The 13,511-nt window shown below is 38.3% G+C and carries 6 protein-coding genes and 1 CRISPR repeat array; of the genes, 5 read left to right on the top strand and 1 reads right to left on the bottom strand.

The window, feature by feature from the left end; genetic code table 11:
• Window positions 1-18 precede the first annotated feature (18 nt).
• On the bottom strand, window positions 19-792 hold the full coding sequence (surE, locus tag PHU20_RS13560) for a 5'/3'-nucleotidase SurE (RefSeq protein WP_274825927.1): 774 nt from the start codon (window positions 790-792) through the stop codon (window positions 19-21).
• A gap of 204 nt (window positions 793-996) precedes the next feature.
• Between surE and PHU20_RS13555 the strand changes: the two genes are divergently transcribed.
• The 5 genes from PHU20_RS13555 to cas2 all read left to right on the top strand — a co-directional run bounded on the left by PHU20_RS13555 (window position 997) and on the right by cas2 (window position 10,149).
• Window positions 997-3,150 (top strand): carboxy terminal-processing peptidase, encoded by a 2,154-nt coding sequence (locus tag PHU20_RS13555; protein ID WP_274825926.1) that lies wholly within the window; start codon window positions 997-999, stop codon window positions 3,148-3,150.
• Window positions 3,151-3,771: 621 nt separating this feature from the next.
• Window positions 3,772-8,307: a type II CRISPR RNA-guided endonuclease Cas9 gene (gene cas9, locus PHU20_RS13550; protein WP_274825925.1), complete on the top strand. Its 4,536-nt coding sequence runs from the start codon at window positions 3,772-3,774 to the stop codon at window positions 8,305-8,307.
• Window positions 8,308-8,311: 4 nt separating this feature from the next.
• Window positions 8,312-9,217, top strand: coding sequence for a type II CRISPR-associated endonuclease Cas1 (gene cas1, locus PHU20_RS13545; protein WP_274825924.1), 906 nt, complete (start codon window positions 8,312-8,314; stop codon window positions 9,215-9,217).
• A 141-nt stretch (window positions 9,218-9,358) separates the two neighbouring features.
• Window positions 9,359-9,550, top strand: coding sequence for a GIY-YIG nuclease family protein (locus tag PHU20_RS13540; RefSeq protein WP_274825923.1), 192 nt, complete (start codon window positions 9,359-9,361; stop codon window positions 9,548-9,550).
• A gap of 251 nt (window positions 9,551-9,801) precedes the next feature.
• Window positions 9,802-10,149, top strand: a complete 348-nt coding sequence (cas2, locus tag PHU20_RS13535; RefSeq protein WP_274825922.1) for a CRISPR-associated endonuclease Cas2 — start codon at window positions 9,802-9,804, stop codon at window positions 10,147-10,149.
• A 158-nt stretch (window positions 10,150-10,307) separates the two neighbouring features.
• Window positions 10,308-13,462: a CRISPR direct-repeat array (repeat unit 46 nt; unit sequence CCTGTGAACTATCCTTAAAATTAAAGAACTGAAAGCAATTCACAAC).
• Window positions 13,463-13,511: the final 49 nt, after the last annotated feature.

The following is a 13,511-nucleotide window of genomic DNA, read 5'->3' as shown; positions in this document are numbered from 1 at the left end:
CCCTTTATTGGGCAAGGGTTATAGGTTCCAGCTATTCAGTTCTTGTATGGCATGGTGGGCGGTAAGGTCGAATTGGGTAGGTACTACGGAAATATAACCATTGGCAAGCGCCCATTCGTCGGTGTCCTCACCTTTGTCCAATAATTCGAATTCCCCCGTTAACCAATAGTATTCCTTACCTCTGGGATTGGTGCGTTTGTCGAATTTTTCTTTCCAATTGGCCCGTGCTTGCCTGCATATTTTTATTCCCTTGGGCACATCGGGTCCAGTTTTCGGAATGTTGACATTGAGCACGATGCCTTTGGGCATTTTATGTTGAAGGGCCTCGGTGACGATGCTTATGATGGCATCACGGGCAAATTCAAAATCGGCATTCCAAGAATAGTCACAAAGTGAGAAACCTATGGCAGGCAATCCTTCGATACCGGCTTCGATGGCAGCACTCATGGTACCTGAATAGATGACATTGATCGATGCATTGGATCCGTGATTGATCCCACTGATACAGATATCGGGCTTTCGGTCGAGAAGTTCCTGAAGGGCCAATTTCACACAATCGGCAGGAGTACCACTACAGCTATATTCGACCAAAGCACCATCCGGGCTTTTTACATCATCCTTGGAGGTGTACAGGGTATTGTCCACGGTAATCGCATGGCCCATCCCGGATTGTGGGCTGTCTGGGGCAACGACGACAACCTCACCAATTTCTGACATAAAACGAATCAAAGCCCTTAGTCCAGGTGCGGTAATTCCGTCATCATTGGTAACCAGGATAAGAGGTTTTTCCATAATTTATACTTTATCAGGTAAAAATACGTTTAAAAAAACAGAAGTTCCCAAATGGTGTTTAACAAAAATTTAATGGCACGGGCTTAAGTGCTGGCACGGTTTTTTCAGTACCTTAGGGATTTAGATTGGTTCCCAAAGCTGTCAGCTATGGGGAATCTTGATCATTTAGAATAGGATAAAAAAATTAATAGCAAAGAATATTTTATGAAAAGGAACCTTGCCTACGCGTTGATCGTTATGCTTGTTGCAGTTGCTTCTTGCAGTTTTACCAATAAATCTTATCAGTTTGATGGGGATGATAAAGACAAATTATTATTGGATTTGATTGCCTATGTTTTGGAAAAGGGGCATTATGAGCCCAAAGCTATCGATGATGACTTTTCGGTACAGGTATTCGAGGATTTTATTGATGTTCTCGATCCCACTAAAAGGTACTTTTTGGAAAGCGACATCATGGATTTTGAACAATACAAGTTTCAAATCGATGATCAGATCAACAATACCGATATCACCTTTTTCAATGTCGTTTATGATAGGCTCATTGAGCGCATGGATGACGCCAAAAAAATATACAAGGAAATCTTACAGGATCCCTTTGATTATTCGATAGACGAAAATATCAGTGTTAGCTATGAGGACGAACCTTTTGCCGCTTCTAGAAAAGAGCTTAAGGAACGATGGAGAAAACAATTGAAATATGCGACCATTGGCACATACGATTCAAAACTGACCCGGTCAAAAAAAGATGCTGAAGCCAAAAAATCGGAATCTTCTTCAGAGGAAGTAAAGCCGTTGACGCCCGAAGAGGCCGAGAAAGAAGCCCGGGAGGCCACCGAGAAAACCTTGGATGAATTTTTTGATTTTATCGATGATTTGGAACGAAAGGATTGGTTCGTGCAATATATCAATACCATTGTTGATGAGTTCGACCCCCATACCTTTTATTTCGCCCCTGAGGATAAGGAGAAGTTCGATGTAAGTATGTCGGGTAAGTTCGAAGGTATCGGGGCACGTTTACAAAAGAAACCTGAAGGGGCCAAAGTGGTTGAGATCATTTCCGGGGGACCGGTGTGGAGGGACCAACGTATGGAAGTCGGTGATGAGATCATCAAAGTAGGTCAGGATGGCAAGGATCCCATCGATATCGTAGGGATGCGTTTGGACGATGCCATAAAATTGATCAAAGGTCCGGAAGGTACCGTTGTAGACCTAACCGTACGAAAAGTGGATGGGTCAATAGAAGTCATATCATTGACTAGGGATGTCGTTGAGCTTGAGGAATCTTATGCCAAATCGGCTAAAATCATAAAAGGGGACCAAAAATTCGGTTTGATCAACTTACCTAAGTTTTATGTCGATTTCAATGATTATTCCGAGAGGAATGCAGCTACCGATGTGGCCAAGGAAGTGGAGCGATTAAAACAGGAAGGGGCAGAAGGGTTGATCCTCGATTTACGTGATAATGGCGGTGGGTCATTGAAAACAGTGGTCGAAATGGCCGGACTGTTCATTAAGGACGGACCTATTGTTCAGGTGCGATCCAACGGTCAAGGAAAGGACGTTTATGACGATAAGGATGAACGTATCCAATGGGATGGACCTTTGGTGATCTTAGTGAATGAACTGTCTGCTTCCGCTTCGGAAATCTTGGCTGCGGCAATGCAGGATTATAAGCGTGCGATTGTTATCGGTAGTAAGCAGACTTTCGGTAAAGGAACGGTACAGAATGTCATTCCTTTGGAAAACATCGTAAGAAGTAATGAGCATGGCGATTTGGGGGCCATTAAGTTGACCACCCAGAAGTTTTACCGGATCAATGGGGGCTCTACCCAGTTGGAAGGGGTTAAAAGCGATGTCGTGGTGCCCGACAAGTATAGCTATATCGATTTGGGCGAAAGGGATCAGGCCAATCCTTTGAAATGGGATAAGATCACCCCTGCGAACTATGATATATGGGACGGTTATATAGATTATGAGCAAACCATAGCCAACAGTAAAAAACGGATGCAGGCCAATCCCCAGATCAAGTTGATCGAGGAAAATGCAAAGTGGATCAAGAAACAACAGGAGGAAAATCTCATTTCCTTGAATTACAAGACCTATAAGTCCGAAGAGGAAAAGGATAAAAAGCAATCGGATTACTTCAAATCCTTGACGGAATACGATTCCAAATTGGACTTTGAGTCATTGAAATACGAAGAGGAGCTGTTTACCCAGGATGCCGACTTAAGGGAGAAAAGGGATCGATGGCATAAAGACCTGGCCAAGGATGTATATGTTGAAGAGGCCGTGAATGTATTGCAAGACCTTAAAATGAACAATTTAAAGCAAGCCAAATTGGCCAGCGTAAAAGGGTAATGAATTTACCTTATATAGATTTAGAACCCTGACCTTGTGTCAGGGTTTTTTTGTGCCCAATTGTGAAAAAGGGGCTGCCAAAAAGTATGGGAGTTAGTTTTAAAGATATATGCATAAACCTACTGTTTTTCTTCCATTTAGAACCCCAAAGGGTACTATTGCTACAAGTAATCAACGTCTGTGTTTCTAGGGCGCATAGGATTCAAGACCCGAATATAGGTGGAGGTATGTTAGTGGTCTAAAACCTATGGATCAAGTAAAAGTGAGAGGGTGCAATGATGGAAGATTTTACCGTTTTAAAAGTATTTGCAGGTAATTTTTTTGTAAAGGAATTGACACATTGGAGCAAAAAAATGCCCCGAATTGGAAGTCGAGGCGGCTTAAATGTTTTACTCGCAAATTTAGTTAATGAATAATTTGTGCTCGTGAAGCCATTCAAAGGAAAAAAGAAAGCGACATAAGATTGAACCAATGCCGCTTTAAATGTTTTCACAACGGAATAATCCTTATTGTGAATTGCTTTCAGTAATGCAAATGTAATAAAAAGATTATTAATGGCATTACACTTTTCTGTAAGGTAATGCGCAGGTTTCTATTTACTTTTAAACAAACTTTATATACATGAAACGAATTTTAGGTTTGGATTTAGGGACCAATAGTATTGGGTGGAGCTTAATAGAACATGAATTTGATAAAAAAGAAGGTAAAATTAACGATTTAGGCGTTCGGATTATACCGATGAGCGCGGATATTTTGGGAAAGTTCGATGCTGGACAATCACATTCCCAAACTGCCGAAAGAACTGGGTATCGGGGCGTCAGACGTTTATACCAACGTGATAATTTACGCAGAGAGCGTTTACATCGTGTATTACATATACTTGGTTTTTTGCCACAGCATTATGTAGAACACATAGACTTTGAAAAGCGATTAGGTCAATTTAAAGATGGTAAAGAAGTAAAATTGAATTATGAGCCTAATGCTGCTGGCAAGCACGAGTTTATTTTTAAATCGTCCTTTAATGAGATGCTCGGGGAATTTAAAAAGACTCATCCTGAGTTGTTTTACATTAAGTCTATCGGCAAAGAAACTAAAGTGCCGTATGATTGGACCCTTTATTATTTACGTAAAAAAGCGCTTTTACAGCCATTGACCAAACAAGAGTTGGCATGGATTATTCTGAATTTTAATCAAAAGCGAGGGTATTATCAATTGAGAGGCGAAGAAATAGATGATAACAAAGACAAACATTTTGTTCAACTGAGAGTAAAAGAGGTCGTTGATTCTGGTGAAGTTATAAAAGGAAAGCCACTCTTCGATGTGTTTTTTGAAAATGGTTGGAAATATGATAAACAAGTTGTAAAAACTGAAGATTGGATTGATCGAACAAAAGAGTTCATTGTAACTATAAAAACTCTAAAAAATGGAGATATAAAAAGGACTTATAAAGCTGTTGATTCTGAAAAAGATTGGGCTGCCATAAAAGCTAAAACCGAACAGGATATAGAGCGCTCGAACAAAACCGTAGGTGAATTTATTTATGAAACCTTACTTGAAAACCCAACACAAAAAATAAGAGGGAAGCTGGTAAAAACCATTGAGCGTAAGTTTTACAAAGATGAATTCAAAAGAATATTAACCAAACAAATGGAATTACAGCCCGAACTGTTTTCAGCTGCCCTGTACGAAGCTTGTGTTAAAGAATTGTATCCAAGAAATGAAGCACACCAAAATGCCATAAAAAACCGCGACTTTGTGTACTTGTTGATGGAGGATATTATTTTTTATCAACGTCCCTTGAAAAGCCAAAAATCAAACATTTCAGGGTGTCAATTAGAGCAACGAACTTATTTTAAGATCAATAAAGAAACCGGTGAAAAAGAAAAAATTAAACAGGTGGTGAAAGCCGTCCCAAAATCGCATCCCTTATTTCAAGAGTTTAGGATTTGGCAATGGTTACAAAATTTAAAAATCTATAATAAAGTAGCTACTGATAAAGGCGAGCTAACCGATGTAACAGAAAAACTGTTGCCGAATGAGGAGGATTGGATCGCCTTATTCGATTTTTTACAGAGCAAAAAAGAACTGGAACAAAAGCAATTTGTAAAATACTTTATAGATAAAAGGTCAATCGATAAATCAGAAAAAGACCATTACCGATGGAATTATGTAGAAGATAAAACATATCCATTTGGCGAAACCAGAGCGCAATTCATTTCGCGTTTGAGCAAAGTAGAAGGCATTGATGATATAAACGCTTTTTTAGATGAAAAGACACAACTTGGCACAAACGAAAATAGCCCGTTAATTAGTAGAATAGAACAACTTTGGCACATTATCTATTCGGTTTCTGATATCAATCAATATAAATCAGCTTTAGAAAAATTTGCTAACAAACATCATTTAGGGCAAACGTCTTTTGTAGATAATTTCATCAAATTTCCGCCTTTCAAAAGCGATTATGGTAGCTATTCCCAAAAGGCATTGCACAAATTGTTGCCTTTAATGCGTAGGGGTAAACATTGGAACGAAAATGTAATTTCAGATAAGGTTAAACAGCGAGTAAATACCATTATGGATCGTGTTAATGCCCTTGACTTAAAAGTGGATTACACGGCTAAAGATTTAGCTGAAGCTTTAGCAAATGTCAGTGATGATGATGTAAGAAAGCAGCTCATTAAAAGTTTTGTTCCGTTTAAAGATAAAAACCCATTAATTGGCTTAAATACCTATCAGGCCACATATTTGGTTTATGGTAGGCACTCAGAGGTTGGCGATATCCAGGATTGGAAAAGCCCTCAGGACATTGATGACTACCTAAAAATCTTCAAACAACACTCACTTCGCAATCCTATTGTAGAGCAAGTGGTTACCGAAACATTGCGCGTGGTACGTGATATTTGGATACATCATGGTGAGAGTAAACCGAATTTTTTCAACGAAATTCACGTAGAGTTAGGGCGTGAAATGAAAAATCCTGCTGATAAGCGAAAAAGAATAGCCGATAGAAATAGCGAAAATGAAAACACCAACCATCGTATCAGGGAAGTTTTAAAAGACTTAATGAACGATGCTTCTATTGAAGGCGACGTGCGAGATTATTCACCAAGCCAACAAGATATTTTAAAAATCTTTGAAGAAGGTGTTTATCAAAACCCAAAAGCAGATTATTCAAAAGTTAGTGAAGATGAAATTACAAAGATTAGACGTAGCAATAACCCAACTCAAAAAGAAATACAGCGCTATCGTTTATGGTTAGATCAAGGCTATATCTCACCTTATACCGGAAAGCCCATTCCGTTGTCAAAATTATTTACACACGAATATCAAATAGAGCATATCATACCGCAATCCAGGTATTTTGACAACTCTTTAAGCAATAAAATCATTTGTGAAAGTCCCGTAAATGAAGACAAAGACAATAAAACAGCATTTGAATATTTAAAAGAGAAAAGTGGCAGTGTTATCAATGGACATAAATTATTAGGTCTTGAAGAATATGAAGCCCATGTTAACCAATACTTCAAAAATAACCGACAAAAGCTTAAAAACCTATTGAGTGAGGATATTCCTGAAGGTTTTATCAACAGACAAATGAACGATAGTCGCTACATTAGTAAATTAGTAAAAGGTTTGTTGAGTAATATTGTTCGTGAAGAGGGCGAGCAAGAAGCGACTTCAAAAAACTTGATTCCTGTTACAGGCTCGGTAACCTCAAAACTTAAAAACGATTGGGGGTTGAACGACAAATGGAACGAACTTATCTTGCCACGATTTGAGCGCTTGGACCAATTAACACAAACCAATGACTTCACCGCAACCAATACCAATGGCAACACCATCCCAACTGTTCCAGAAGCGTTGCTCAAAGGCTTTAACAAGAAGCGAATAGACCATCGACATCACGCTTTGGATGCCTTGGTGGTTGCTTGCTGTACACGCAACCATAGTCATTATTTAAGTGCTTTGAATGCTGAAAATAAAAATTACGGTTTACGTGATAAGTTGCTTATTAAAAACGAAAACAACCATTATACCAAAGCATTCCAAATGCCGTGGCAAGGTTTTACAACCGAGGCTAAAAATCAATTGGATAAAACGGTGATTAGCTTTAAGCAAAACTTGCGCATTATCAATAAAGCCAACAACAAATTTTGGTCATACAAAGATGAAAATGGCAACTTAAATCTAGACAAAAACGGCAAACCCGTTAAAAAGCTACGAAAGCAAACCAAAGGGGATAATTGGGCTATAAGGAAGGCTATGCATGAGGAAACGGTTTCAGGTATCGTCAATTTACCTTGGGTCAAACTTGGTAAAGGAGAAATAACAACCGCCACGCGAGAACGAAATGATTTAGCGACATTATTTAAAGACGCAAAGACTAAAGAAAAGGCTGAAAATAAAATAAGTAAAATAACAGATACTGGTATTCAAAAAATCCTTAAGAACTACTTAAAAAGTAAAGAATACAATCCAGAATTGGCCTTTTCTCCAGAAGGAATTGAAGACATGAATAAAAACATTACTCAATTCAATGAAGGCAAATTTCATCACCCAATTTATAAAGTTCGTACTTACGAAAAAGGAAGTGGACGATTTACCTTGGGTTTTAAAGGTATAAATTCAAAGAAATATGTACAGGGTTCACCTAATCTATATTTTAACATTTATAAAAATGAAGTTGGACAATATTATGAAACGGTACCTTTAGACATGGTAATTATTCATCAGAAAGATGTAGCAAATCATCCAAAGGAAAATAGAACTTTAGCTCCTATTTGTAATACTGCTGTTATTAAAGGTAAAGAAGTTTCAGTAAATTATAAAATGACACTTTCACCTTTAGACCTCGTTTATATACCAACTGATGATGAGCTTGATAAAATCAGTTCAATTGATTTTAATAATTTAAACAAAGTCCAACTTAAAAGAATTTATAATGTAAATGATTTCTCTGGTGTAACGTGTTATTTTACACCTAATTCATTATCAAAATCCATTTGTCCGAAAGAAGTCGACATGAAATTTGATAAGAAGAAGCAAAAAACAACAGGTTCATTTGATGTAAAAACAGCAAGTTTGGAAGGCATTAGTATAAAAGAAAGATGCATCAAACTCAAAGTAGATAGGTTAGGCAATATTACCAAAGCTTAATAGTATGATCAAACGCACCCTCTTTTTCGGTAATCCCGCTTATTTAAGCACCAAGAACGAGCAATTGGTGGTCAACTTTCCGGAGGAAGGCAAAAAAGAGGCCACCATCCCCATTGAGGACTTGGGCTATGTGGTGTTGGAAGATCCGCAGATTACGGTTACCAATGGGTTGTTGATGAAGTTGGTGCAAAACAAAACCGCCGTCATAACCTGCGACAAACAGCATTTGCCCTGTTCGTTTTTCCAACCCTTGGTTGGGCATAGCGAACAGACCGAGCGTATGCGCCACCAATTGAATGCCAGCATACCCCTTAAAAAACAATTATGGCAACAAACCGTAATGGCCAAAATTGAAAATCAGGCGCAACACCTTTTACAACGGGATAAAAATGCCCTAAAATTAAAACGCTGGGCCAAAGAAGTTAAAAGTGGCGACACTGACAACCATGAAGCCTATGCTGCGGCTTATTATTTTCAAAACCTATTTGAAATAGCCGGTTTTAGTCGCAACCAGAAAGGAATGGCCCCCAACAATTTACTGAATTATGGTTATGCCATACTAAGGGCCGTAACCGCAAGGGCCTTATGCAGTAGTGGCTTATTACCCGCTATCGGTATTTATCATCGCAATAAGTACAACGCCTTTTGTTTGGCCGATGATATCATGGAGCCCTATAGGCCTTTTGTAGATGCCTTGGTGTACGACATTGTGGAAACGGGGTGCCAGTTGGAAGAATTGAATCAAAATTTGAAAGCAGAACTTTTAAGCATACCGGCGATGGACGTGGTGATCGATGGGAAACAAAGCCCATTAATGAATGCCATGAGCCGCACCACCAATAGTCTGTATGAATGTTTTTTGGGTAGTGGTCGTAGGTTGTTGTATCCAGAATTTCAATACGTAAAATGAACATAAATGTAAGGACGAGCGCAGTCGGGTCCTCAAAAGTAAAGGAAGAACCGAGTGTCAGGTCGAGCGCAGTCGAGACCTCATTATTAAAAAAGCAACCGATTATTTGTCAGTTCGAGCGCAGTCGAGAACTAAAAGCCCATGAAAACGTATAAAGTGTGCATGCTGGAATACAAAGACAACCTAGTGTACACTGGGGTTACGAACGATAAAGCCAGGCGTTTCGATGAGCATCAGTTGGGGATAAACAAAATCGGTTTTACCTATAAACGAAGACCGGTACGCTTAATAGGACACGAAACGTTCAATGAAATGGAACAGCGATTGCCATAGCGAAACAACTAAAGAAGTAGAGTAGTACAAAGAAATGGGGCTTGGCCAACGGGAATGAAGAACTGTTGTGCATTTTGGCCAAATACAGGAATGCGAGCCATTTTAAATATAAACCTTGAATGAGGTCTCGACTGCGCTCGACCTGACCTATGTTAGCCAATTTAAATGTGTTTAGGCTCAATTGCTATAGCGCTGGGAACCATGGACTTTAGGGCTATTCATATAAATTTTATGCTCAACCTGATGTTAAGATGAGTAAAGACCATTTCAGCCGTTTAAACCAATACAGAAGCATGTGGGTACTTGTGTTTTTTGATTTACCAACGGAAACTTTGACCGAAAGGAAGTATGCCGCAAAGTTCAGAAAAGACCTTTTGAATGATGGATTTGCCATGTTTCAATTCAGTATTTACCTGCGGTTTTGTCCCAGTAGGGAAAATGCTGCGGTGCATATTAAGCGGACTAAAAATGCCCTGCCCAAAAAAGGAAAGGTGGGCATCATGCAGATTACCGATAAACAGTTTGGGATGATGGAACTTTTTCATGGCCAAAAAGAACAGCCCCCAGAACCACCTAGCCAACAATTGGAACTTTTTTAGCATTCAAAATGTCAGGTCGAGCGCAGTCGAGACCTAATTGATAAAGAAGCAATCCCATTATTTGTCAGGTCGAGCGCAGTCGAGACCTCAATTGGCACATTTTTTTATTTCTACGACTAGTCTTAAAGAACAGGATACCAGCCAATTATGGCGGGTATCCTGTGAACTATCCTTAAAATTAAAGAACTGAAAGCAATTCACAACACGATACTATGGGAGTATGGCAACCAACTACCTGTGAACTATCCTTAAAATTAAAGAACTGAAAGCAATTCACAACGGAGTGTTGAATACTTACCCTGTCCAATATCCTGTGAACTATCCTTAAAATTAAAGAACTGAAAGCAATTCACAACCTTCAAAGCCAATTCGCGTTTCTTGACGGTCCTGTGAACTATCCTTAAAATTAAAGAACTGAAAGCAATTCACAACAAAAGCCAAGGTCACTCCTTTTGTGGTGAACCTGTGAACTATCCTTAAAATTAAAGAACTGAAAGCAATTCACAACTTCAATAGTCCAATTATTATCAATGTCCACCCTGTGAACTATCCTTAAAATTAAAGAACTGAAAGCAATTCACAACCGCCTTTGCCTTTTTCGCACGTAGCTTTTTCCTGTGAACTATCCTTAAAATTAAAGAACTGAAAGCAATTCACAACACTTTTGTTTTCATGGATACTATAACCGAACCTGTGAACTATCCTTAAAATTAAAGAACTGAAAGCAATTCACAACGGCAACGTCCTTCCGTTTTTCAGGGCCTCGCCTGTGAACTATCCTTAAAATTAAAGAACTGAAAGCAATTCACAACGCCGCTACCTTGTCAACCAATGGCTTCTGCCTGTGAACTATCCTTAAAATTAAAGAACTGAAAGCAATTCACAACTTCTATAGTCGATCCAATCAACCTTTAGATCCTGTGAACTATCCTTAAAATTAAAGAACTGAAAGCAATTCACAACATATAGTTCATTACTAAACGTTCTAAAAACCTGTGAACTATCCTTAAAATTAAAGAACTGAAAGCAATTCACAACTACTGTGACATTATCGACCAAAGACAAGTACCTGTGAACTATCCTTAAAATTAAAGAACTGAAAGCAATTCACAACACTTTCTACTTCATTAAAAAAAAAATATCCCCTGTGAACTATCCTTAAAATTAAAGAACTGAAAGCAATTCACAACAGATCGGCCGCTGAAGCCTTTTACCGTAGCCCTGTGAACTATCCTTAAAATTAAAGAACTGAAAGCAATTCACAACATATGTCAGGGTTTAGGTTAAACTCCCTCTCCTGTGAACTATCCTTAAAATTAAAGAACTGAAAGCAATTCACAACGCCGCCTGGATCGCCTTCTCTAGGTTCTGCCCTGTGAACTATCCTTAAAATTAAAGAACTGAAAGCAATTCACAACGAGTTATCGATCGACGGGGTAATTTATGAACCTGTGAACTATCCTTAAAATTAAAGAACTGAAAGCAATTCACAACTAATTTTCAAAGAAGGGCTGTGAAGAATTACCTGTGAACTATCCTTAAAATTAAAGAACTGAAAGCAATTCACAACTCTCGATGCGGAAGCCAATAATGTGAATATCCTGTGAACTATCCTTAAAATTAAAGAACTGAAAGCAATTCACAACGTTATCGGGTTGAAACCCTCAACGGATAACCCTGTGAACTATCCTTAAAATTAAAGAACTGAAAGCAATTCACAACATCTTTTTAAGTTCTGTTTCATATTCGTTTCCTGTGAACTATCCTTAAAATTAAAGAACTGAAAGCAATTCACAACGATCCCCGTTATTTTGTTTTAAAGTATGGCCTGTGAACTATCCTTAAAATTAAAGAACTGAAAGCAATTCACAACATCACTCGCAAACGTGTAAATTTTACAGCCCCTGTGAACTATCCTTAAAATTAAAGAACTGAAAGCAATTCACAACCGAACGTGACACAAGTGATTCAGCTTATTGCCTGTGAACTATCCTTAAAATTAAAGAACTGAAAGCAATTCACAACAGGCTTATAACACGGCCATCGTTGAGAACCCCTGTGAACTATCCTTAAAATTAAAGAACTGAAAGCAATTCACAACATCGGCTTTTTCTAAGTGTTTCCGGCACGCCTGTGAACTATCCTTAAAATTAAAGAACTGAAAGCAATTCACAACCGGTCAAAGTAAAAAATTGCGGTTGTGGGTCCTGTGAACTATCCTTAAAATTAAAGAACTGAAAGCAATTCACAACGGGCAGATCAAAAACCTAGGATCGATAAACCTGTGAACTATCCTTAAAATTAAAGAACTGAAAGCAATTCACAACTGAAAGCCGTTCATTACGTTGGTAATCTGACCTGTGAACTATCCTTAAAATTAAAGAACTGAAAGCAATTCACAACGGGTCCATTCCCAACCTTTCGTAAATCTGACCTGTGAACTATCCTTAAAATTAAAGAACTGAAAGCAATTCACAACAGGGATTATGAAGGGTTGAACCTAGATACGCCTGTGAACTATCCTTAAAATTAAAGAACTGAAAGCAATTCACAACGCATCACGTTTCAATGAAATCTCAACCGAACCTGTGAACTATCCTTAAAATTAAAGAACTGAAAGCAATTCACAACTAAACCGTTTTTTACATCTTTTTGCCGCGACCTGTGAACTATCCTTAAAATTAAAGAACTGAAAGCAATTCACAACGCACACGGTCGATTGTATCAGCTTAAAATGCCTGTGAACTATCCTTAAAATTAAAGAACTGAAAGCAATTCACAACTATCCTCTTTCTACTTCAACGAACTTACTCCTGTGAACTATCCTTAAAATTAAAGAACTGAAAGCAATTCACAACGCAGCTGGCAAAAGGGTTTCTTTCTTGGCACCTGTGAACTATCCTTAAAATTAAAGAACTGAAAGCAATTCACAACCGGGGTTGAAATATCCCGTTTTAAATAAGTCCTGTGAACTATCCTTAAAATTAAAGAACTGAAAGCAATTCACAACCGATATACAATCGTTAATGAGCCTCCTTTTCCTGTGAACTATCCTTAAAATTAAAGAACTGAAAGCAATTCACAACCATCATGACTACTTTTAACAAAGACTTCCACCTGTGAACTATCCTTAAAATTAAAGAACTGAAAGCAATTCACAACGGCGACAGCGTAAACCAATTGGCCACGGTACCTGTGAACTATCCTTAAAATTAAAGAACTGAAAGCAATTCACAACATCTCGTTGTAGAATGATTCCAATCCTTTCCTGTGAACTATCCTTAAAATTAAAGAACTGACACCTTAAAACCAAACCAAGGAGTAGCGAAAACATAGCTCGTTACCCTAACGATGGTGAGGTA

Source organism: Maribacter polysaccharolyticus (genome assembly GCF_028882255.1).
GTDB lineage: Bacteria > Bacteroidota > Bacteroidia > Flavobacteriales > Flavobacteriaceae > Maribacter_A > Maribacter_A polysaccharolyticus.
This window is presented reverse-complemented; position numbering and strand designations above follow the sequence as displayed.

Excerpts from the sequence above, each read along its gene's own strand:
- surE (WP_274825927.1), bottom strand. The coding sequence starts at position 792 with ATGGAAAAACCTCTTATCCTGGTTACCAATGATGACGGAATTACCGCA.
- PHU20_RS13555 (WP_274825926.1), top strand. The coding sequence starts at position 997 with ATGAAAAGGAACCTTGCCTACGCGTTGATCGTTATGCTTGTTGCAGTT.
- cas9 (WP_274825925.1), top strand. The coding sequence starts at position 3,772 with ATGAAACGAATTTTAGGTTTGGATTTAGGGACCAATAGTATTGGGTGG.
- cas1 (WP_274825924.1), top strand. The coding sequence starts at position 8,312 with ATGATCAAACGCACCCTCTTTTTCGGTAATCCCGCTTATTTAAGCACC.
- PHU20_RS13540 (WP_274825923.1), top strand. The coding sequence starts at position 9,359 with ATGAAAACGTATAAAGTGTGCATGCTGGAATACAAAGACAACCTAGTG.
- cas2 (WP_274825922.1), top strand. The coding sequence starts at position 9,802 with ATGAGTAAAGACCATTTCAGCCGTTTAAACCAATACAGAAGCATGTGG.